The following is a 23,596-nucleotide window of genomic DNA, read 5'->3' on the forward strand; positions in this document are numbered from 1 at the left end:
GCATGTTCAAGATCAAGATTTCAGCAGCAGCACTTCTGAGCGTAGCCTTAATGGGCTGTGAGCCCCTGACAGCATCGGCCCCGGTTACCACCGTAGCGGCAGCTACTCCTGTAGCAACTGCAACAGCAGCGCCTCTCAAGGCGTCCAATTCTATCAAAGTACAGAATGTGGATGTAACCATGCTATTCGATGGTGTAGCCCTACAGCCGCCAGCCGGACAACATGTGTTCATGTACAATAACACGACCTATGTCCCTTTGCGCTTCATGTCCTATGCCCTGCAGAAGAGCGTAAGCTGGGATGCCAAGAACCTGAAGGTAACCGTAGCTGAGCCAAGCGGTTCAGAGATGGTAGTCATTAAGGAATACTTGATGAATGCGACTTCCAGTCCTTCTTTTGCAGCCAAGAATATTACGCTGAACAACGTTAAGGCAAGTTATGTATTTAGCGGGAGTACGAAGGCATTGCCCCAAGGCCAGTCCAGTTATCTGCTGAACGGCTCGATCTATGTCCCCCTAAGATTCTTATCGGAATCTGTAGGAAATTCCATTAGCTGGAATCCAAAAACAAAGACCATTACTGCAAATTCCAAGAACTACGAAGAAAATACGGCTTCTGCGAAACCAACCGACAAGGGTCCTAGCCCATCTGCAAGCCCGACTCCGGCACCAACAGCAACCCCAGCGGCTGAACCAGGTGGAGCAGCAGGCGGTTCAGGATCGGCAGGAACAGGGTCCGGTAAGGTCTCTTATGAGAGTATTACCAGTGACACCGAAGCGAAGCTGAGCGCGCTACAGGCACAGAGTACATCTACATTGTTAGCAATTGCCTTTGAATATGTGGGTGCTACAGATGCAGCAACCAAGCAAAGTATCAAGGCCAAAGGGCTAGAGCAACTAGCTTCTTTCAAAGCCTCATTTAACAGTATAATTGCTGACGCTGAACAAAAACTAAACACTAATGGATATAGCACAGCTATTATTGCGCAGTATAGAGCGGCCTTCGAGGCTGAGCTAGATAAGGGAAGAGCCGCGGCTGAGGGTATGGGGAAATAATAGGCGTTGAAATAGCCTTAATATCAGAACAAACGTGGTTTACAGTTGTAGGATGCATTCTATTCAACCGTAGCTGTAAACCATAGTATCTCAAGGACAAGGTGAACGTATGAAGCCTTATATGATCGTAAAACAAACTTTAGATTTCATATTGGCTCTAATTGGAATGCTCCTGTTATGGCCTTTTTTCTTGATTATCGCCTTGGTAATCAAGTCCACATCTAAAGGACCTGTTCTATTCCGGCAAAAGCGGTTAGGCAGGAACAAGAAAGAATTCTATATTCTTAAATTCAGAACCATGCGCACAGATACACCAAGTGATATGCCTACACATCTGCTGCAAGATCCTGACTTCTTCATCACCAAAGTAGGCAAATTCCTCAGGAAGACAAGCCTCGATGAGCTTCCTCAGATTATAAATATTCTCAAAGGTGACATGAGCATAGTAGGCCCGCGCCCTGCGCTGTGGAACCAATATGATCTGATTGCAGAGCGAGATAAGTATGGAGCGAATGAGATTAAGCCTGGTCTTACCGGGTGGGCGCAGGTTAATGGGCGGGATGAACTACCGAATGAAGTGAAGGCTAAATTTGATGGTGAGTACGTAAGAAGGTTGGGCTTTAATATCGACGTAGAGTGCTTTTTCGGTAGTATTATTACTGTTCTTAGAAGGGACGGGATTGTTGAAGGAAGAAGGGAGTTAGAGGAAAAAGTTGTTGATAATTTGAAATATTAATAATTCTTTTAATGAACTTTTTTTCAATGTTGTTTTATTGAAGTTTTTTATTAATTTTCAAACGAGAAAGATTAATAAAGTTTGATTTTATTATTAGTATATTAAGGAGACAGATTCAAAATGCTAAGAAATAACTATAAAAAAAATGAAGATTTTAAGCTTAGTGTATTGATGTCTGTATATCATAAAGAAAAACCGAATTATTTGAAATCTGCGATGGATAGCATTTTAGTAGAACAATCACAAAAACCAGATGAGTTTGTCTTAGTAGTTGATGGACCTATTGATGAAAAATTAAACTCTATAATAAAAGAATATGAAGAAAAGTTTTTAGGCGTTTTAAGGGTTTTTAGACTTAAAGATAATGTAGGGTTAGGAAAAGCACTGAATTATGGGTTAAACAAGTGCAGGTATAATTTGGTGGCCAGAGCAGACAGTGACGATATAAATGATCGAGAACGTTTTAAATTGCAGTTAGATAAGTTCAAAGCAAATAGCTCTATTGATGTTTTAGGGACATTTATAGATGAATTTGATGAAGAATACAAATTCCCTATTAACAAAAAAAAAATGCCAGTCATTCATAATGAAATTCGTGAGATGGCGAAAATTAGAAACCCGATTAATCATATGTCAGTGATGTTTAAAAAACAGGTTATTATTGATGCTGGAGCATATAAACATCTTCCTTATTTAGAAGATTATTATCTTTGGATTAGAGTTTTACAAAATGGTGGGAAATTAGAGAACTTAAATAAGTATCTTGTACACGTAAGGGTAGGTAACGGAATGCTATCTAGAAGAAGTAATAAAGAGTACATCCCGAGTTGGAAATACTTAAATAACCATATGAAAGAAAATGGGTTTATCAGGCGATCAGGTTATTATAGAAACATGATTAATATATATGCTTTTATTTATATGCCTATCCCATTAAAAAAAACTGTTTATAAGTTATTCTTAAGAAATTGAAAATGTTAGGATGTAGGTGGAATTTGTGACAATAGCTATTCTTATTATTATATTATTATCTTTTTTTTTGATTTTTGTATTTTTAGAAAAACCTAAAATTATTCTATATTTAATTCCGATTGTTATACCATTTAGATTTACACTTGCTAATATTGGTAATTTTGATGTTAGGCTTTCTGATGCAGTATTCATATATTGGATTGTTGTTTGGAGCTTATTGCTTCTGGTGCGAAAAGTTAATTTAGAGAATTTTATAACTCAAAGAAAAATAATTATTTTTTTATTTTATTCTGCTATATGTACATTGTTAGGTGCAGTAAATGGGATGAATTTTTCAAGTATTGCAGAATTGCTGCGATTGTTAATAATTGTGATAACTGGAGTGTCAATTACTACAATAATAAATGATGATGAAACTATAAATTCCTTTTTTAGTTTTTGGAGTATTGGGAGTCTTGTTAGTTCACTTTATAGTATAGTGTTTTTTTATGTTAATGGATTCAGAATTCAACAGTTTATTGGAATTATGAACTCCAGCGTTAAAGATTTTTACGAGTTTAAATTTGCGAGTTCTTCTTTGTTTGAAGACCCTAATAATTTTGCTTCATATTTAATTGTAGGTTTGTTTATATCTTACGGTCTACTTAAGACTAAGAAGAGCTTTTTATCAAATAAGCAGTTGAAAATTATTATATTTGTTCAATTACTTGCTTTTATTTTAACCTTATCAAGGGGCGCTTATATTGGACTATTCGCTGCAATTATCATCAACATATTCTATATTAATAGAACTTCTTATATGAGAATAATTAAGTCGATAATATTATTTGTATTATTTGTAATGGCGATTTTGTTTATTTATAAAATTTTTTCTCAAGATTATTCTGCAATGAGTAGACTTGGATTATGGCGTGTTGGTTTAGATATGACATTATCAAATCCACTATTTGGCGTAGGTTTAGGAAATTTTCCTATTTACTTTTTTGACTATTTGAAAACTAATTTACTTATTGTTAATCCTTATACTCATAATTTATTTTTAAAGGTAAGTTCAGAAACTGGTGTAATAGGCTTGCTCTTGTTTTTAAATATATTTATTGGACCGTTGAAATATATTACGAAAAATCATTTTTTTAGAAAAGACGAAGATGTATTATTGAGATATCTGATACTAGGATTATTAGCTTTCTTAGTTCAAGGAGTAAGTGTAGAATATTTTACATCCAGGCATTTTTGGATTTTAACGAGTTTAATTCTTTTGAAATTGAATGGAAAATTTCAAACTAGATGAAAATATTAATAAAAGGTGAAGTGTTAGAAAAGGAAGGATTACAATGGAGAAAATCTCAGTGCTTTTGCCTACCTATAATGTTGAGTCGTATATAGCAGAAGCTCTATCAAGTATATTAAATCAAACATATGAAAATTTAGAAATAATAGTAGTTGATGATTTTTCTACTGATAATACTTATAGCATATTAGAAGAATTCTCGAAAAAAGATGAAAGAATAAAATTATATAGAAATAAATCTAATATGAAGATTTGCTATACCTTAAATCGTGCTTTCGAATTTAGTAGTGGAGAATATATTGCTAGAATGGATGGGGATGATGTTTCTGAATATGATAGATTTGAGAAACAAATAAATTTTTTGAGGAAAAATACAGAAATAGATTTAGTAGGACTTAGCATTGTTTCCATCAATCAGCAAGGCATTGAATTGAGTAAAGTAAGATATATTGAATCAATTAGGCTTCTTAGAAAGGCTTCTCTGTTTTCAAGTCCTGTATCACATATATGGATGGCAAGAAGAAGAGTATATCAAAAATTAGGTGGGTATAGAGAAATACCAAGTGTTGAAGATTATGATTTTCTTTTAAGGATGCTATCTTTTGGCTATCAGTTTACTAATTTAAGTGATTATTATGGTTATAAAGTTAGAATCAGAGATGGAAATACTGCTAGTACAGTTGGAATAAAGCAAAGAAAAGCGTTTGAATATGTTCGTGCTCTTTATTTTGAAAGAAAGAAAAAAAATGGTGATGACTCTTTTACTGAAAAAAGCTTTTTTGATTATGTTAAGTTTTCGGAGCCTGAAAGAAGAAGATATGAGGATTCTTTAAGGCTATTACAAGCGGGAATAAGTCTAAGGTCAAACAATAACTACTTGTGGTTTATATATACTGTCTTAGCCGCTTTTAAATCAAAACATCAGTTTAAGTATTTAGTTAGATCTTTTATAACTAGGGTCCTAGTTAAGTTCGACAAAGTTTACTCTCAAAAAAGAGTAAAAAAAGGTAAGGAGTTTTCTCTATATGAAGAAGATTAAAGTACTTTATATTGTTTCGACTTTAGACAAAACCGGACCAATAAATATCTTATACGGAATTGTAAAAAATATAAACATGAATTTATTTGATTTGAATATTATTACATTGGCTTCGGAAAATAAAAGCTCTCGGAAAGAAGATTTTTTAAACCTTGGAATTAATATAAAGCAACTTAATTTTTCAAGAGTGAAGATGTGGATTTTTGGACGAAAATCCTTATTTAATATTATTAATAATATTCAACCTGACATTATTCATAGTCATGGCTTTAGAGCAGATAAATATAGTGCCCAATATAGTGGTGTTTCAACCTTTACTACCATACATAACTATCCTCATATCGATTATTTAGCAGAATACGGAAAGTTAATCGGGACAATAATGTATAAATTACAATTGAAATATATAACGAAGATACAATATCCTATTGCATGTTCCAAATCAATATCTCAAGAGTTGAAAGAGAAATTTAATCTGTCCACATATAGTATACCAAATGGAATTAATATCGAATTATATACCTGTATTTTAGATAATTCTGGAAGAATAGAATTAAAAAAACAACTTAATCTGCCTCTAAATAAAAAGATTCTTATTAGTGTAGGTAATTTAAACGAAAGGAAAAATCCGCTTTTTTTGATTGAATGTTTTTTAGAGTCTTCACTTAAAAAAGATTATTGCTTAATAATATTAGGAGATGGAGTGTTGGCAGAAAAGTGTAGGGAAATAGCTAGTGAAAATATTTTATTAGTTGGTAAGGTTGATAATGTACGAGATTACTTAGCTATATCCGATTTGTACATATCTTCATCTAAAGCGGAGGGTTTACCAAATTCTGTGTTAGAGGCTATGTCCATGGAAATACCAGTTGTTATTTCTAAAATTCCTCCGCATGAAGAGATTTTAGAATTTAGTAATGAAGCTGGAATACTATTTGAATTAGAAAAAGGTGAGTTGGTGAGAAAATTAAACACTATAGATAGTATGGATTTTGAAAAAAGTGGAGCAATGTCAAAATTAATTGTTGAAAAAAACTATAGTGATAAAAAAATGAGTCGCCAATATGAAAAAATGTATTTAAGAGCTTTAAAAATAGAAGGTGTCGGGCAATAATGATGAAACGTTTCAGGAACGAAGATTGATTTTTTAATCATCTTCATAAAGGAGAATTTAATTGAAAGAAAATATAGTGAGTATTATTATTCCAACTTATAATCTTGAGAATTGCATTGAAAAAACTTTGGAATCTATAATTAATCAAAGTTCTTATAATTTTGAGATAATATTAGTTGACGATGGATCTACAGATAAAACAATAGAGAAAGCTTTTGAAATAATGTCTAATCACCCAAAGCTAAGTTATAAAATTATAAGTAAAGAAAATGGAGGTGTGAGCTCTGCAAGAAATAGAGGATTGTTAGAAGCTTCTGGTAAATACATATTATTTTTAGATGGTGATGATTTGATCTCTAAAAATTTAGTACAGGAAATAAACAAACGCAAAGATACTAATTCTGATATTTTGATATGGAAATATAATACAGTGTCTGAAGACAATAAATTGTTAGTAGAATACTCGAAAAAATTTAACGAAGTTTCTAACACTATGACTGGTGTAGAAGCCCTGAATTCTATAATACTCCAAAGGGAAATGTGGATATGGACTGGGAGTGCTGCATATAGTAGAGAATTTTTATTAGATTCTAAAGTTTGTTACACGGAAGGGTGTAGAAATGGAGAAGATCAAGAATTTACTTTTAAAGTATTAGCAATTGCTAAACATATAACATTTATTAGTGATGTTCTTTCTTTTTATGTTATCAGAAATGCATCAGTTACTAATAGTTACAATATTAATTGTTTTGATGCAATTTATGCACTATATAGAACTAATGAATTTTTGGAAAATATTAATAAAAATCATTTATTTGATGTCATTAAAAAAATAAAAAATAGTTATTTAATTGAAAGCTATATTTTTAATTTTGATTCATGTTTAAAAAATAATAGAAATATCAAAATTAATGATTTGTTTAATGATATTGAGAAAAATTACTTTGGATTAAATCAAGATATTTTTGCTCTAATTCAAAAATATAGTGGTGAAAATAAGGTTTTAAGTATGAAATTAAAATTACTTATGTTTTCTCCGAAATTATATCATGAATTTATCAAAATTTACTTCACAGTGAAAAGAGGCTTGAAAAGATGAAAGTTTATATTTATAACTGTTCAAATACTTTTAATTATGGATCAATGATGATGGGAGAAAACTTCATTAGTTATTTTAATGAAATTACAAAAAGCAAAAATACTTACTATGTAGAAACTGAAAATGAGATAAATGTTTTAAGACTAAGAGAAGCTTCAGGAATAGAAGAAATAATAAAAGTTAATTTAGGTTCATTATTTACAGAAAATATTAGAAAAATTAATTATTTTTTAGCATATATTAATAACAAAAGAATTTATACAGAATTGGCTAATGAAATCGATTTAGTTGTGGTTTTAGGTGGAGATGACTTTACAGAAGATTATGGATGGAAAGGGCCAGTTATTAATGCATTGAAATTTAACTTACTTAGAAAAAATGGGTTGAAAGTAATAATGCTAGGCCAAACAATGGGGCCCTTTTTATCATTTAGAAAACTACTAATGAAGCATCTATTAAGTGGTGTTGATAAAATTTATCCAAGGGATTTAATTACATACAAATATCTTTGCAATAACTTGGGGCTGAAAAATATTGAAATTACGGATGACTTGGCTTTGTTACCCTTAAACAAGCAAGAATTAAAACCAAAAAGCAAAGAATATATAACCTATTGCCCAAGTGAATTGATCTACAGGTATTCAAAAGAGGGTGCTAGGAGGGAATGGGTAGAATATAATCTTTTTATGATCGACACTATTATAACTATGTACCCAGAAAAAAAGATAGTATTACTTGCGCATGTCTTAGTCCCAGTAGAAGCAGATGATCGTATTATTGCTAAAGAGATTTACGACCTAATAAAAGATAAATATAAAGATAGAGTGATTCTTGAAATTTCAGAAATGTTCCCATACGAGGTTAGGAATTACATTCAACAGTCTTATTTTACAATTTCAAGCAGAATGCATCCTGCAGTTTCTTCAATACAAAGTGAGATTCCAGTAATCACTCTTTCTTATAGTTCAAAGTATTGGGGAATAATTGGTGAGCGTTACGGTTTAAGTCAATACATTATCGATGTTAGACAATTGGATTATAGTGAAATGAGACTAAGTTTCATTGATATTGTCAAAAAAATTGAATTGAATTATAAAAAGATACAAGAGCAAATGAGCAAAAATAATAAACAAGCTATTAATAGCATTTATAAAACTTTAAATGAAATCGCAAAATTAAAATGATATGGATTTTTATATTTAGAAAATTAATAAATGCTTATCTTCTATTGAAAGTAGTTGTTTGAATGAATTCGATTAAAAATGGAGTTATCTTATCTTATTTATCACTTATTTTTACTATTTTAGTTGCACTATTATATACTCCAATCATGATTCGTTTATTAGGACAATCTGACTATGGGCTTTATGCTCTTATAGGTTCTGTTGCTGCATACTTTAGTATTATGGATATGGGATTAGGGAATGCAATTATAAGATATACTGCGAGAAATAGAGCAGTTGGTGATAAAGTAGCAGAATCTAAGCTCAATGGAATGTTTTTGATTTTATATTCCTTACTTGGGGGATTCGTACTTATAGCAGGATTTATATTTTTAAACAAAGTCGATAATATTTTTGGTTCGAGTCTTACTTTGGTTGAAATAAAGAAAGCAAAGATAATGATAATAATACTAATAATAAATTTCGCAATATCATTCCCATTAGGTGTATTTGGTTCAATAATGCAAGCTTATGAAAAGTTTGTACCAATAAAACTTACCGTAATAGTTCGTACTCTTTTAACACCACTTGTTACCATACCATTACTATATCTTGGCTATGGGACTGTTTCCATGGTTCTCATTACTACTCTTGTTAATATTATGTGTTTGTTATTTAGTGTGTACTATAGTTTTAAATATCTAAAAACCAGATTTTATTTTGGAAAGATTGACTATCAATTATTAAAAGAGATACTCATTTATTCTTTCTTTGTTTTTTTAGGAGTGATAGTCGATCAAATATATTGGAATACAGATCAATTTATTTTAGGGATCGTTGCAGGAACTATACCAGTTGCAGTTTATGCAATTGCAATGCAATTTATTAAAATTTATATGCAATTTTCAACTTCAATTAGTGGAATGTTTTTACCTAGAGTTTCTATGATGGTGGCAAACGAAGCTAGTAGTTTAGAACTGACCGAACTAATGGTGAAATACGGTAGGTTACAGTATATTATTATGTCATATATATTGAGTGGATTTATTTTATTTGGACAACCTTTTATTAATATGTGGGCAGGGATTAATTATAGGGATGCTTATTATATAATAATTTTAATAATGCTGCCCCTCTCAATTCCTTTAATTCAAAATGTTGGAGTTTCAATTTTATATGCTAAAAACTTACAAGGATTTAGATCTTTAATATTAATAACTATAGCGATACTAAATGTAATTATATCACTACCATTAGCAAAGGAATTTGGAGGAATTGGTGCTGCTCTAGCTACTACAGTTTCTTTAATAGTTGGAAATATTGTTTGTATGAATATATATTATCATTACAAAATCGGTATAAATATGAAGAATTTTTGGGTGAATATAATTTTAATGTCTGTCCCAGTATTAATAGCAATGTTTATTGGTGCAGGAATTAACTACATGATTGAGGAGAGGGGGGTATTTTTCTTTTCCTTGAAAGTATTATTTTTTTCTATTGCATTTGTTAGTTTGATGTGGTCTTTAGGATTTAATAAATATGAAAAGAATCTTGTTCTATCTATCCTAAAATCATCAAAATTACTATTTTTTTTAAAAGACGCAACTCATAAGGAAGTGTAAAATGTGAATGATTCATTCAATGAATTAATGAATACTGTTGTTAAAAATGATTATTGCATTGGGTGTGGAGTTTGCGCTAGTTTAATAGGTTCACCTTTTGTAATGGCTTTAGATAAGGAAGGGAAATTTAGCCCACTTATAAAGGAAGATAGTTTTCAAGGTGAAGACGTAAAAATTAATCCTTTATTAGTATGTCCTTTTTCAAATAGTAGTAAAAACGAAACAGTTGTTGGAAAAGAGTTGTTTAGTAAATATCAAGGAATTAAGAATAATAAATATATTGGGTATTATACTCATAACTATGCGGGGTATGTGAAAGTAGGTGAGTATAGGAAGAATGGAAGTTCTGGTGGAATGGGAAATTGGATTGCTGCTCAACTTCTTAACCATAATCTAGTTGATGCTATCATTCATGTGAGATCTGATGATTCATCCAATAAGCAACTGTTTAAGTATCAAATTTCTTATAGCAAAACTGAATTAAGTAGTGGTGCTAAGTCTAAATATTATCCAATTGAAATGTCTCAAGTTATTCAATTAGTGAAAGAAAACAAAGGTAGATATGCTTTAGTCGGTATACCATGTTTTATAAAAGCTATTCGTCTATTGGCAGAACAGGACGAAATAATTAAAAATAGAATTAAATTCTTTATAGGACTGGTATGTGGCCATTTAAAAAGTGATATGTTTGCAAAAACTATAGGTTGGCAATTAGGGATAGAACCAGATAACTTAACTAATATTGATTTCAGAAAGAAAATAATGGGAAGAGCTGCTAATGATTATGGTGTCGAAGTAAGAGGTTTGGAAAAGGATGAAAATATAATAACAAGTTCACCAATTAAAGACTTATACACAACGAACTGGGGACACGGTCTTTTTAAATATAATGCGTGTGAGTTTTGTGATGATATATTAGCAGAAACTGCTGATGTTACGGTTGGTGATGCTTGGTTACCGGAATACTCAAATGATAGTATGGGTACTAATATTGTTACAGTTAGAAATCCAATTATAAAGAAGATTTTAGAAGACAATATAGACCAAATTCATATTGAAGAAATCCATCCAAAAAAGATTTATAAATCTCAATCTTCTGGAATTCGTCATAGAAGACATGGCTTGGCTTATCGATTATATTTAAAAGATCAAAATAATGAATGGAGACCTGAAAAGAGAGTTACGCCAAATAATAAATTGAGTTTAAAAAGAAAAAAAATATACGAGAAAAGAATGACGCTCTCCAAAGAAAGTTTTAATGCATATAGTGAAGCGAAATATGAACGAAACTTTAATAAATTTATAGATTATATGGATCCTATTATTAAGGAATACAATCAAATGATATCAACGCCACCTGTAAGAAAATGGTTAGGAAAAATTAAAAGAGAGATTAAAAGCTTAATTAAAAGGTAAGATGATTTTTTGTAAGGTTAAAATAACTTTTGAAGTAACTTTATTTACAAAAAAAATTAGTAATATCAATAAAGGCAAATATATTATCAAAATTTCATTTTGGGAGATTAGCTTATTCAAAATAAGAAATTAAAGGGGCTATTCAAGATAATGAATATATTAGTTACTGGTGGCGCCGGTTATATAGGTTCCCATACTTCCATTAGTTTATTAAATGCAGGTCATTCAATTATTATTGCCGACAATTTATCAAATAGTAAAATAGAGACTATAAGTAGAATAGAGGAGATAACTAATAAATCAGTGATTTTCTATCAAATTGATGTTACTGATGAAGATTCAGTAGAAAGGGTTTTTAATACACATCAATTAGACGGAGTAATTCATTTTTCTGGATTAAAGGCAGTAGGGGAATCTGTTGAAAAACCTTTAGAATATTATCACAATAATATTGTGAGCACCATAGTTTTAAGTAATATGTGTTTGAAATACGGTGTGAGAAAACTCGTGTTTAGTTCTTCAGCAACTGTATACGGACAAAATGTAGTTCCATTTGCAGAGTATATGGAACTGTTACCAACGACAAACCCTTATGGAGCAACTAAAATCATTAGTGAAAGGATCTTAACTGATGTAGCAAATGCTAATTCTGATTTAGCTATTTCATTATTGAGATACTTCAATCCTGTGGGTGCTCATGAGAGTTGTTTAATAGGAGAGGAGCCTAATGGTGTTCCCAATAATCTTATGCCTTACATAACAAAAGTGGCAAGAGGGGAGTTAAGCGTTCTTAAAGTTTTTGGTAACGATTACGATACAGTAGACGGAACTGGTGTGAGAGATTACATTCATGTAATGGATTTAGCAGAAGGGCATCTAGCAGCTCTTGAGAAATTAGACAACGGTGTGAATATCTATAATCTTGGTACGGGAAAGGGAACATCAGTGCTCGAAATGATAAAAAAATTTGAGGAAATCAACCGAATACCAGTTCCTTATGAGATAGTAGATCGCAGAGTTGGAGATATCGCTTTATGCTATGCAGATGCTTCAAAGGCAAGAAGAGAGCTTGGGTGGGAGACGAAAAGAACTATCGAAGAGATGGTAAGGGATACATGGGATTTTGCAAAAACACTTTAACAATTACTATATAATTCGAATATATTCATCCGTCGTTTTCCCCCATAAGGTATTTAACTAACGATTTAAATTAATTAAATAATTCATTCTATTTTAATCACAACAGCATACGTTTGGTTCGAAGTTCTTCAACTGTACTTTCTTTAACTGATAAGTGGTAAGTGACCAATTTATACATCTAGGATAGGATGCGATGATGATAAGTTACCTATTAGTAAGCTGGAGAGATTGGGCTGGAAGCCTACGTACACATTCGAGACCGGGATCGCCCAGACCATCCAGTGGTATACCGAGAATGCAGAGTGGTGGGAACAGATTCTTAGCGGCGAGTACCGGAATTAGCTATGGGCCGTAACTTAAATAGAACTAAGATGGGCAAGCGCAGAAAAAGAGTTCTCTTTCTGTACTTGCCTGTTCTGTTAATAGTCGTGCTGTTCCTGTGTGCGGGACGCTTCCTTCCTGTATCCGAGGCTCCCAAGCAGGCGGATATCATCATCATCCTCAGCGGCGGGGGAGGGCGGGTGGAGCAAGGGGTTAAGCTGTATGAAGAAGGCTACGCACCGCAGCTCCTGCTGTCTAACGCTAAGGAGATCACTGGCTCCGCTGGCGACATGCGCCAAACCGCTCTTTCCTTGGGCATCCCGGAATCCGCTATTCTGACGGAGGACGCTGCCGAGAGCACCTACCAAAACGCGCAGCTCACGCTACCGATCATGCAGCAGCATGGCTTCAAGTCGGCGATTGTGGTGTCGTCGGATTTTCATATGCGGCGGGTGAAGTTTATCTTCGATCATGTGTATAGGAAGTCGGGGATTGAGCTGACGTATATCGGGGCGGACTCGGGCTATAACGCGAAGGCGTGGTGGAGTGACCGGTATAGCCGGAAGACGATTTTTAACGAATATATTAAGATGATTGGCAATGCCTTCGGCTATAATGGCCCGGAAGCGAAGGAATCGCTGGAGCAGATTAAGCGCTGGTTCCGCAGGTAACGGGAAGACCAGGACCGGCAGAAGTGAAGCGTGGGAAACAGCAGAGGCAGCGGCTTCGCAAATGTGATATCGAGACAACAGAGACCTTATGAGACTAGTGTGTGTACGTAAATCATTTGGAATGTCAAGTTACTATGCAAACAAGAGCAGGTTATCTTTTCGATAACTTGCTCTTGTTCTTGATTTACCTTAATTTAATTCTCCACCATCATCTTTATACACCTGACACTACGATATTCAAGGCTTTGATTTTCCCGTTATTAAGCTTGAAGCGGAAATCCAGTGGAATTGGACTGCCTTTGAAATTACCTGAAATAGTGGCGGTGACCACCGTTTCGTCATTTTTCTCCGCACAATTGGTGATTTCAGTCCTACCCGCAGCGTCCCTGTTAGCCTTCACAATAAACTTGCTGATAACTTCAGGACCATGAAATTCTTCTCCATTGTCAACTAATATGGCATCCTCTGCAAAGCAGTTAGCGAGAAGGTCACCGTCAAAGATATCTGAGGCATGATAATAGGCTGCAATAGGCTGCGGTAAAGGAATTGCTCTACTGTTAGAGGAAAGAACATTGTGCAGGCGTGTAATTTTATCCCCTTCCACAGTAAAATGAAAATCAAGATAGAGGGGGTCCGGTAGTCCGGTTTTGTCGTAATTTCCGTCTGATTTTGCGGTAACAACGATTTCCTTGGTATGCTCAACAACATTTTTGATTTCCAGTCTTAAGCCTACTCCGAAATAGTCGTGGTCGCTCCACTCTTTGATAGCGGTTTTCCCGTGATATTCTTTGCCGGCGTCAAAAACAACGGCATCCTCGGCAAAGATCGAAAGGAAGGCCGCGGGATCATCTGTATTGGTCGCATGAAAATGTTCCACAACCGGTTGGGGTAATTGAATTTTGTTTATCATAATCATCATTCTCCTTTATAATGTGCGGACAACGCCGCAGTCGATTGTACACTTCTTAATATAAAGGACAAAACCTGACAACAGTCCCTCTGGTTTTGTGTTAATAAATATGTCAATATGACACACTGGTGTCGTGTTTAGAACGATATACTGTACTTGAATTGAGGTGCTTTAATGCAGATCAGCAGACTTTTCGGCATTGTTTATTACTTACTTGAGAAAAAAGAAACTACGGGGAAAGAGCTTGCTGACCGTTTTGAAGTATCGGTTAGAACCATATATCGCGATATTGAGACATTAAGCAGCGCTGGCATACCTATCTATACGAATCAAGGCAGAGGCGGCGGAATCCTCATTCTTGACAAATTTATACTCAATAAGTCATTACTTTCTGAAAAAGAACAGGATGAAATACTGCTCGCCTTGCAGAATCTATCAGCTGCGCGGTATCCGGAAATTGAGACTATTCTTTCGCGATTAAGCAGCCTTTTCAAAAAGAGTGATGTTAATTGGATTGAATTGGACTTCTCACACTGGGGAAGTGATGAACGAAACAAAGAAAATTTCATTGCACTAAAAATGGCAATTATAAGCAAACATATTATTATATTCGAATATTTTAATACCTCAGGTGTGAAAAGCTTGCGCAGGGTTGAGCCGCTTAAGTTGATTTTCAAGGATAAGGCATGGTATTTGAAAGCGTATTGCTATGATAAAAGGACATACAGAACATTCAAAATATCCCGTATGGCTAATATTGAAATCACTGAAGAGGTTTTTGAGCAAGAGACATCAGTGGAATCTGCGGCTGAAGCGACAGATAATCATTTACAGAAATTTATTGATATTCGGTTAAAAATCTCTCCGGCGGGAGCGTATAGGATATACGATGACTTTAGTGAAAAAGAAATAACAAAACATGAAGATGGATCTTTTACTGTTATCGCATCCATGCCCGAAGGAGATTGGCTTTCAAATTATTTTCTCTCTTATGGCCCGATTATTGAAGCGATGGAGCCTCAAAGTCTACGGGATGCTGTTATGAGCAAGATAGAGGTGATGATGGGAAATTTGAATCGAAAGGGTGGCCCTGCCTTATGAGACTACTAGAGTCTCTATTTTTTTGCCCTCATATGGCAAACGGGTTGCCTGTAGTTCACGGATTAGACTAATCTGTAGTACTCTATGTTATTGACCATTGGTATAATGTGACATATTATTACATCTATACAACAAACAATAATTTTTGGATTCCAGTTAGGTGGTGTTTGCGTGGTCTCTACTACTAGAACGATGATTCGCGATCTATTAGCGTTGTATTTGTCGCAGAAGGGAATGTCTATTCATCAATTCTCCATACAATCCGGAATTAATTCAGGAACGCTCAGCCGGATACTTAGTGGTCACCAGCCCATTGCGATGAACCATCTGGAGCGAATTACCAAGGCAATGGATCTGCCGGAGGATCATTTCTATAGCTTATACGTGGATGAATGTTTCTATTTCTCGTCACCCACCTGGCGGCGTCTGCGGCCTTTTCTTGTGCGATCGGCTGAACTGGGCCGTCTGGATTGCGTTGAACAGGTGGTTCAGAATCTGCTGGAGAATCTGGTCTATGCCCCCATGCTGTTCGAAGTGGCTGAAGGACTGTTTCAAGAGGGGCTGTGGCAAGCTGCCGAGTTACTGTATAAGAATGTGAGTGTCAGTGAGAAGTATCAGAATTCCGAGAGACTGGCGATATGCCAATACCGTCTGTTCCGTATCGCCATTGGTGATGACCAGACGCGGAATTTACAGGCTGCGCACCTCTTCGAATGTTACCTGGACCGGCTGGATGAGGCGGATCAATTGGATGGATTGAAGCATCTCGCTCATGTATATGTTTCGCTGCATAAGTGGCATAAGGTGGATGAATTGATGCAGCAAATGCAGCAATTAGCGACTCTTCGTTATAATCTTCAGAGGCAGCCGAACCGCAGAGAGAGTAACGAGAAAAAAACCGAGAAACCTCTGTACTTCTATATCCTGTACGCGCAGCTTATCCGTTCAGCTGTGTGTAAGGAATTGGGAGATTTCAATTCGGCATTAGATTGGGTGTCCCTCTATATGGATGGGAGCTGGATACAGGAGGACAATGAAGAGGTGAAGCGGACTATGGCTCAGTTCCAGGAGTGGGGTACCGCAAACAGACTGCTCTATCAGGTGCTGGGAGGACAGTCCGAAGTACTCTCAGCATATGTCGAATATATTTCTCACCGACCAGATGAGATATTCATAGGGATATACAATATTATCTTGTCGGCTAACCGTTATGACTGGAATGTTGATTCTATTCTGGAGCGATTTGCTGCCTATATTCCTTACCGGACGTATTCTACAGAATTTGGCGATTATAACCGGCAGGTTATGTTGGACCAACACACTCAATTCCTTGCTGAAATGGCCACCTATTATTTACATAATAAGCGTAAAGAAGGTATTGGATTCATCCTGCAAAGTTTGGAATCGTCTGCTAGAATTAATAATGAGAGCAATATCATCAAATGTGTTGATCTGTTCGAGCAGCATCGGTATCTGGCAGATGAAGAAGAGAAAGAGCAATACAAACTTCTAATTAGAGAGGTGCAGGACTCCCATGAAAAGAAAATTTATCATTCTTCTAGCTTCCTGTAGTCTGGCTATTGCAATTATTATACCTTTTGGTACAACTGACCCCGTAGCAAACACCAGTACTCAAAGTCTTATTCAAATTATGAATCACGGTGTAGGTGGCGGTTGATGCTTACCGGGCAGCAAATACATTAAATATTAAGATGATTGGCAATGCCTTCGGCTACAATGGCCCGGAAGCGAAGGGTTCGCTGGAACAGATTAAGCGCTGGTTCCGCTGATAAGGCACGACACCTTTGCGATGACAGAGCAGGTTCTACCGGGACGACAGAGACCTTATGAGACTACTAGGGTCTCTATTTTTTTGCGATCATGGCAAACCGCTTGCCCATAGTTCACGGATTATACTAATCTGTAGTATTCTAAATTATTGACCATTGGAATAATGTGACATATTATTACAACTATAAAACAAATTATATTGGATTCCAGTTAGGTGGTGTTTGCGTGGTCCCTACTACTAGAACTATGATTCGCGATCTATTAGCGTTGTATTTGTCGCATAAGGGAATGACTATTAATCAATTCTCGGGACAATCCGGAATTAATTCAGGAACGCTCAGCCGGATACTTAGTGGTCAGCAGCCCATTGCGATGAACCATCTGGAGCGAATTACCAAGGCGATGGATCTGCCGGAGGATCATTTCTACAGCTTATATGTGGATGAATGTTTCTATTTCTCATCACCCACCTGGCGGCGTCTGCGGCCTTTTCTTGTGCGCTCAGCTGAACTTGGCCGTCTGGATTGCGTTGAGCAGGTGGTTCAGAATCTGCTGGAGAATCTGGTCTATGCCCCCATGCTGTTCGAAGTAGCTGAAGGACTGTTTCAAGAGGGGCTGTGGCAAGCTGCCGAGTTGCTGTATAAGAATGTGAGTGCCAGTGAGAAGTATCAGAATTCCGAGAGACTCGCGATATGCCAATACCGTCTGTTCCGTATCGCCATTGGTGACGACCAGACGCGGAATCTACAGGCGGCGCATCTCTTCGAATGTTACCTGGACCGGCTGGATGAAGCGGATCAATTAGATGGATTGAAGCACTTGGGTCATGTCTATGGTTCATTGGATCGGTGGCATAAGGTGGATGAACTCGCGAAGAAGATGCAGCAATTAGCAACTATTCGTTATAATCTCCAGCGGAAGTCAAACCGTAGAGAGAGTAACGAGAGAAAACCTGAGAAACCCCTGTACTTCTATATCCTGTACGCACAACTTATCCGTTCAAATGTGTGTGAGCAACTAGGAGACTATTCAGCGGCATTAGATTGGGTATCCCTCTATATGGACGGAAGCTGGATAAAGGAAGACGATGAAGAAGTGAAGCGTACTGTGGCTCAATTCCAGGAGTGGGGGCTCGCAAACAGACTGCTTTATCGGGTGATGGCAGGAAAATACGAGACTCTCTCTGAATATATTGAATTTATCTCCCACCAGCCAGATGAGATATTTACAGCATTATACAGTATTGTTTTGTCGGCTAACCGCTACGATTGGAATGTTGATTCTATTCTGGAGCGTTTTGCTTCCTATATTCCTTACCGGACAAATCTTGAAGAATATGGGATTCTTCATAACAAACAAATCATAACCAACCAATACACCCAATTCCTGGCTGAATTAGCAGCCTATAATTTAAATAACAAGCGCAAAGAAGGGATTGGATTCATCCTGCAAAGTTTAGAATCGTCAGTTAGAATCAATAACGAGAGCAATGTAATCAAATGTGTCGATCTGTTTGGGCAGCATCGGAATCAAGCAGATGAAGAAGAGAATCAACAATACAAAGTTCAAATTGGAGTATACCTATAAATCAATGGGTTCACTGGAGCGGATCAAGCGCTGGTTCCGCAGATAAGGCGATTTTGGGAAACTGGTGGTAACCTTAAGGCTCTCCTTCCACAATGCGACAAACAAACCAGGTATCCCGGTCTATAATTAGGGACAAATCTATTTATAGTCTGGGAGAAATGGACCATGCCTAATTATTATTTTAGGGAAGTGTGGACACCGTTACGCTTGTTCGGGATCAGATTCTATCGGGATGACCAGGACCGGCTGTGGGTGAAGAAGGGGAAGCAGCGGCGGAAGCTGGTACGGAAAGAGGATAATGAGACGATGGAGACCTGAGGGTCTTCATCTTTTTTTATTGGAAATGCAGGTGTATGATGATTCAGTAGACTAGATAGAGAGAAGGAGTTGCGGATATGTTGCCTAAGGAGAAAGTACATAAGTTAAGAGAATGGATGGCGGAGCGCGGGATAGCGGCCTGTGTGGTATTGAGCGGGGATGCGCACATCAGTGAATATGAGGGGGAGCACTGGAAAAGCCGCCGCTGGATTACCGGGTTCACCGGTTCCGCCGGAACGGCTGTGATCACGCTAACGGATGCTGGCTTGTGGACGGATGGCAGGTACTACATTCAGGCGGAGCGGGAGCTGGAGGGCTCGGGCATCCGTATGTTCCGTATGGCTGAACCGGGCGTCCCGCAATGGGATGAATGGCTGGCCGAGCAATTGCCGCAGGGCGCACGTATGGCGGTAGACGGCAGAACGTTGTCCGTATCCGCTATGAAGGGCTTGCAGGCCAAGCTCGCGGAGAAAGGGATTCAGACGATTACAGACCTCGACCCGGTAGGGGCGATCTGGACGGACAGACCGGCCATTCCGGCCGAGCCGCTAATGCTGCATGATGAACAATATGCGGGCCTCAGCCGGGTAGACAAGCTGGCGCAGGTTCGGATGGCCATGAAGCGTCAAGGCGCTGATTATTATGTGCTGTCCGCGCTGGATGATCTGTGCTGGCTGTTCAACATCCGGGGACGGGATATTCCGTTCAATCCTTATGTGACTGCTTTTGCCATAGTAGGGGTACATAACGCAATATTGTTCGCCGGAGGACATAAGGCCACCCCGGAAGATAAGGAGACGCTGGCCCGGGATGGCGTGGAGATCAGGGAGTATGATGACATCCTGCCGTTCCTGCATACGCTCCCGGAAGCGGCTTCCGTGCTGTACGATCCGAATAAAACCGGATATAGTCTGGCGGCTGCGATCCCGGACTCCGCTCGTATCATTGAGGCAGCGGGTCTCGTGGTGGCACTCAAGTCGCTCAAGAACGAGGTGGAGATCCGTAATATCCGTGATGTCTATTTGAAGGATGCCGTAGCCCTGGTTGGAGTGTTCAAATGGCTGCAGGAGACGGTTCCGCTCCGTCCGGTGACTGAGCTTGAAGCCGATGAGAAGGGGCTGGAGCTGCGCCGGCAGCAGCCGTTATTCGCTGAGCTGAGCTTTTCCAGTATCTCTGCCTACGGCGCGAATGCTGCGATGATGCACTACTCGCCGTCCGCCGACCATCCGGTAGAGCTGGAAGCCAGAGGCCTGTACCTGCTGGATTCGGGCGCTCATTTCCTGAACGGGACAACGGATATCACCCGCACGCTGGCGCTTGGCCCGCTGACGGATGAGGAGAAGAGAGATTTTACACTGGTGCTGAAGTCTGTGATTGCGCTCTCTACGTCCAAATTCCTCTACGGCTCCACCGGATCTACGCTCGATATTCTCGCCCGCAAGCCGATGTGGGATAATGGCCTGGATTATAAGTGTGGAACCGGACATGGTGTGGGCTATTTCTCCAATGTGCATGAAGAGCCGCAGCGGTTCAGCTTCAAGCCGAATGAGGTCCGCCTGGAGCCTGGGATGATTATTACGGTAGAGCCGGGAGTCTATAAGGAAGGCCGTCATGGTATCCGTACGGAGAACACGCTGCTGATTACGGAGGATGTGACTACGGAGTTCGGAAGATTCCTGAAGTTTGAAGACCTCTGTTATTTGCCGATAGATACTCGGGCGATTGAGCCGTCTATGCTAAGCAGGGAGGAGCTGGATTGGGTGAATCATTATCATACTGAGGTGTACGATAAGCTGGCTCCGCTGCTGGATGAGGAGCACCGGGCTTGGCTGAAGCGGGAGACAGCGGCTTTGGTGTTGTGAGGAAAATTTTTTATATCTTAGGAACTATTACCTTGGTACTAATTGAGGTATAATTGTCTCTGCGAGTCTAGCAGGCTGCTCTCTTAGGATAGTAATAGATGAGTTGATGGCCGGGGCTGCTTACTATGGTTGGGGGCGATGAGTGTGATGGCGAGAAGATGGAGAGTAGTATCGGCATGGGTGATGCTGCTGAGTATGCTGTGCGGGGGAGTGGCTAGTGCGGCAACGGTTGTGCAACAGACGTCGTCTTATGTATTCGTGGATGTGAAGACAACGTACTGGGCCAATGAAGCGATACAGAGTATGGCGAATCAAGGCATTATTACGGGGAACCCGGACGGGTCCTTTAAGCCTGAAGCGGCAATTACCAGAGAACAGTTAGCCAAGCTGATTACGTTGACCTTTGGACTTGATTTGGTCTCGGATGGAACGCAGACATTCTCGGATGTGGCTCCCTCCTCCTGGGCTTATAAATATGTAGAGGCGTCCAAAGACTATCTCACCGGATATTTTCCAATGAAGGGCAAGCCGTTCTTCGATCCTCAGGCGAGTGCTACACGTGAAGATGTGGCGGTTGCCTTGGTACGTGCGATGGGGCTGGACACCGAAGGGGTAGACGCTGACGAGGTGCTGCGTTACCGATTCGATGACTATGAGGATGTGACCCCTCAGCTGGCGAAGGAAGTAGCGGTTGCTGTGGAGAATAAGCTGATTCAGGGCTTCCCGGACGGAACCTTTGGGCCGACGAGTCCGATTAACCGGGCTTCTGTAGCTACTTTGCTGTACCGTGTGCTGAAGTCCTCCTATACTACCGCTACCCAGGATGTGAAGCTGGACGTACAAGTTCCGGCGCAGGTGTCAGACAGAACGGTTAAGCTTACGGGCAAAGTGAATGCGGACGCCAAGGTGTACATCAACGATGAAGAAGTAGAAAATGTGGATGGCTCTTTTGCCGAGGCATATGATCTGGATGGGGGAGAGAAGGTCTACGAATTCGTCTTCAAGGCGGTTCTGCCGAACGGACGCTCGAATACAGTTACGAAGCAGGTGACCTATCAGACCTCTGGGCCACAGCTTACGGTGCAGGCTCCTGAGACGTCCAATCAGCTTACAGCTAAGATTACCGGTAAGGTGAAGGACAGCGGTGACACGAATCCGCAGGTTACAGTTAATGATAAGACGGCCTACGTATCTTATAATGGAGAATTCAGTGCGGATGTGACGCTGAAGGAAGGCGTTAACAAGATTGTCGTGACCGCAGTCAATAAAAATGATAAAAAAGCGGTAGTCGAGAAGCAGATAACTGTTACCCTGGGCGGACCGGTGCTGACGCTTGATCTGATCCCGGAGACCAGCAGCAGCAAGACGATTACCATAAGCGGGAAGGCAACCGACAAGAACGACAGCTATCCGAAGATCTACATGAATGATCAGCTTGTAGGCGAATACGGCTCCTTCAACAAGACGGTAACGCTGAAAGAAGGGGCGAATACGTTTAACTTCAAGGCTACGAATAGCTTGGGCAAAAGCTCAGCGGTTATTACCAAGGTAATCACTTTTAATGTAGACGGCCCTGTGCTGACGCTCGATCTGATCCCGGAGACCAGCAGCAGCAAGACAGTAACCCTAAGCGGGAAAGCGACTGACAAGAATGACAGCTACCCGAAGATCTACATGAATGATACACTTGTAGGCGAATACGGCTCCTTCAACAAGACAGTAACGCTCAAGGAAGGAGTGAATACGTTCACCTTCAAGGCGGTTAACAGTCTGGGTAAAAGCTCGGCCGTTACCACCAAGACGATTACTTTTGCAGTGGACAGTCCGGTGCTGACGCTTGATCTGATCCCCGAGACGAGCAACAGCAAGACGGTTACCTTAAGCGGGAAGGCAACCGACAAGAATGACAGCTATCCCAAGATCTACATGAATGACGAACTCGTAGGCGAATACGGCTCTTTCAACAAGACGGTAACGCTCAAAGAAGGAACGAATGACTTCATCTTCAAAGCTACGAACAGCCTGGGTAAAAGCTCCGAGCCTGTGACCAAGACCATTACGTTTAACGTGAGTGAGCCGGTGCTGAAGCTGGACTATATTCCTGAGACGACTAAGACGAAGCAGCTTACCTTGAGCGGGAATGCGACAGACGCAAATGACAGCAGTCCCAAAATCTATCTGAACGACGAACTGGTCAGCAGCTATGGAAGCTTTTATAAGTCGGTGACGCTGGCTGAGGGCAGCAATACGTTCGTATTCAAGGTGACCAACAGCTTCGGCAAGGTGGTTACGGTTGAGAAGACGGTGGTTTATACGCCGGAACCTGACAAAGAGTAGATTATAAGGCTCACAACAATAACCCGCAGCTCTGGAGTCTCCTCCTGA

General features: G+C 38.7%; 19 protein-coding genes and 1 pseudogene. 19 read left to right on the plus strand and 1 reads right to left on the minus strand.

What is annotated here, in order from left to right; translation table 11 throughout:
- The first annotated feature begins 2 nt into the window (after positions 1-2).
- The 13 genes and pseudogenes from MHH78_RS09155 (at position 3) to MHH78_RS09215 (ending at position 13,642) form a co-directional block, all read left to right on the plus strand.
- Entirely contained in the window at positions 3-1,055 is a 1,053-nt protein-coding gene (locus MHH78_RS09155; protein ID WP_341167204.1) for a stalk domain-containing protein, read from the plus strand.
- Positions 1,056-1,164: 109 nt separating this feature from the next.
- Positions 1,165-1,791: a sugar transferase gene (locus MHH78_RS09160; protein ID WP_341167205.1), complete on the plus strand. Its 627-nt coding sequence runs from the start codon at positions 1,165-1,167 to the stop codon at positions 1,789-1,791.
- 120 nt (positions 1,792-1,911) lie between these two features.
- On the plus strand, positions 1,912-2,763 hold the full coding sequence (locus MHH78_RS09165; RefSeq protein WP_341167206.1) for a glycosyltransferase: 852 nt from the start codon (positions 1,912-1,914) through the stop codon (positions 2,761-2,763).
- A gap of 25 nt (positions 2,764-2,788) precedes the next feature.
- Positions 2,789-4,054: an O-antigen ligase family protein gene (locus MHH78_RS09170; protein WP_341167207.1), complete on the plus strand. Its 1,266-nt coding sequence runs from the start codon at positions 2,789-2,791 to the stop codon at positions 4,052-4,054.
- A 43-nt stretch (positions 4,055-4,097) separates the two neighbouring features.
- Complete coding sequence (locus MHH78_RS09175) at positions 4,098-5,093, plus strand: glycosyltransferase family 2 protein (RefSeq protein ID WP_341167208.1); 996 nt, start codon at positions 4,098-4,100, stop codon at positions 5,091-5,093.
- On the plus strand, positions 5,080-6,207 hold the full coding sequence (locus MHH78_RS09180; protein ID WP_341167209.1) for a glycosyltransferase: 1,128 nt from the start codon (positions 5,080-5,082) through the stop codon (positions 6,205-6,207). Before MHH78_RS09175 ends, MHH78_RS09180 begins: the two co-directional genes overlap by 14 nt.
- A 61-nt stretch (positions 6,208-6,268) precedes the next feature.
- A complete protein-coding gene (locus MHH78_RS09185; RefSeq protein ID WP_341167210.1) occupies positions 6,269-7,306 on the plus strand; it encodes a glycosyltransferase family 2 protein in 1,038 nt (345 codons plus the stop codon).
- Complete coding sequence (locus MHH78_RS09190) at positions 7,303-8,490, plus strand: polysaccharide pyruvyl transferase family protein (RefSeq protein WP_341167211.1); 1,188 nt, start codon at positions 7,303-7,305, stop codon at positions 8,488-8,490. The genes MHH78_RS09185 and MHH78_RS09190 overlap by 4 nt, the downstream gene beginning before the upstream one ends.
- A 62-nt stretch (positions 8,491-8,552) precedes the next feature.
- Positions 8,553-10,094 carry an oligosaccharide flippase family protein gene (locus MHH78_RS09195; protein ID WP_341167212.1) on the plus strand — a complete coding sequence of 514 codons (1,542 nt, stop codon included), beginning with the start codon at positions 8,553-8,555 and terminating at the stop codon, positions 10,092-10,094.
- Between the two features lie 3 nt (positions 10,095-10,097).
- Positions 10,098-11,510, plus strand: coding sequence for a Coenzyme F420 hydrogenase/dehydrogenase, beta subunit C-terminal domain (locus MHH78_RS09200; RefSeq protein WP_341167213.1), 1,413 nt, complete (start codon positions 10,098-10,100; stop codon positions 11,508-11,510).
- A gap of 150 nt (positions 11,511-11,660) precedes the next feature.
- Positions 11,661-12,650: a UDP-glucose 4-epimerase GalE gene (gene galE / locus MHH78_RS09205; protein WP_341167214.1), complete on the plus strand. Its 990-nt coding sequence runs from the start codon at positions 11,661-11,663 to the stop codon at positions 12,648-12,650.
- Positions 12,651-12,863: 213 nt separating this feature from the next.
- Positions 12,864-12,992, plus strand: a pseudogene (locus MHH78_RS09210) (dTDP-glucose 4,6-dehydratase); the annotation flags it as partial.
- Positions 12,993-13,057: 65 nt separating this feature from the next.
- Complete coding sequence (locus MHH78_RS09215; protein WP_341167215.1) at positions 13,058-13,642, plus strand: YdcF family protein; 585 nt, start codon at positions 13,058-13,060, stop codon at positions 13,640-13,642.
- 214 nt (positions 13,643-13,856) lie between these two features.
- Here the strand turns inward: MHH78_RS09215 and MHH78_RS09220 are convergent, their stop codons facing one another.
- Positions 13,857-14,552 carry a nuclear transport factor 2 family protein gene (locus tag MHH78_RS09220; protein WP_341167216.1) on the minus strand — a complete coding sequence of 232 codons (696 nt, stop codon included), beginning with the start codon at positions 14,550-14,552 and terminating at the stop codon, positions 13,857-13,859.
- 174 nt (positions 14,553-14,726) lie between these two features.
- Between MHH78_RS09220 and MHH78_RS09225 the strand changes: the two genes are divergently transcribed.
- From MHH78_RS09225 to MHH78_RS09250, 6 genes are all read left to right on the plus strand, one after another.
- Entirely contained in the window at positions 14,727-15,653 is a 927-nt protein-coding gene (locus MHH78_RS09225) for a helix-turn-helix transcriptional regulator (protein WP_341167217.1), read from the plus strand.
- A 171-nt stretch (positions 15,654-15,824) separates the two neighbouring features.
- Positions 15,825-17,225: a helix-turn-helix domain-containing protein gene (locus MHH78_RS09230; protein ID WP_340994163.1), complete on the plus strand. Its 1,401-nt coding sequence runs from the start codon at positions 15,825-15,827 to the stop codon at positions 17,223-17,225.
- Positions 17,226-17,669: 444 nt separating this feature from the next.
- Positions 17,670-19,031 (plus strand): helix-turn-helix domain-containing protein, encoded by a 1,362-nt coding sequence (locus MHH78_RS09235; protein WP_341167218.1) that lies wholly within the window; start codon positions 17,670-17,672, stop codon positions 19,029-19,031.
- A 165-nt stretch (positions 19,032-19,196) separates the two neighbouring features.
- The gene (locus tag MHH78_RS09240; protein ID WP_155991469.1) at positions 19,197-19,349 is read left to right on the plus strand and encodes a hypothetical protein; all 153 of its coding nucleotides are present in this window, start codon (positions 19,197-19,199) and stop codon (positions 19,347-19,349) included.
- 77 nt (positions 19,350-19,426) lie between these two features.
- Complete coding sequence (locus MHH78_RS09245; protein WP_341167219.1) at positions 19,427-21,211, plus strand: aminopeptidase P family protein; 1,785 nt, start codon at positions 19,427-19,429, stop codon at positions 21,209-21,211.
- A 147-nt stretch (positions 21,212-21,358) separates the two neighbouring features.
- Positions 21,359-23,548 carry an S-layer homology domain-containing protein gene (locus tag MHH78_RS09250; protein WP_341167220.1) on the plus strand — a complete coding sequence of 730 codons (2,190 nt, stop codon included), beginning with the start codon at positions 21,359-21,361 and terminating at the stop codon, positions 23,546-23,548.
- Positions 23,549-23,596: the final 48 nt, after the last annotated feature.

It is taken from the genome of Paenibacillus sp. FSL H3-0333 (assembly GCF_038002805.1).
Taxonomy (GTDB): domain Bacteria; phylum Bacillota; class Bacilli; order Paenibacillales; family Paenibacillaceae; genus Paenibacillus_AQ; species Paenibacillus_AQ silagei.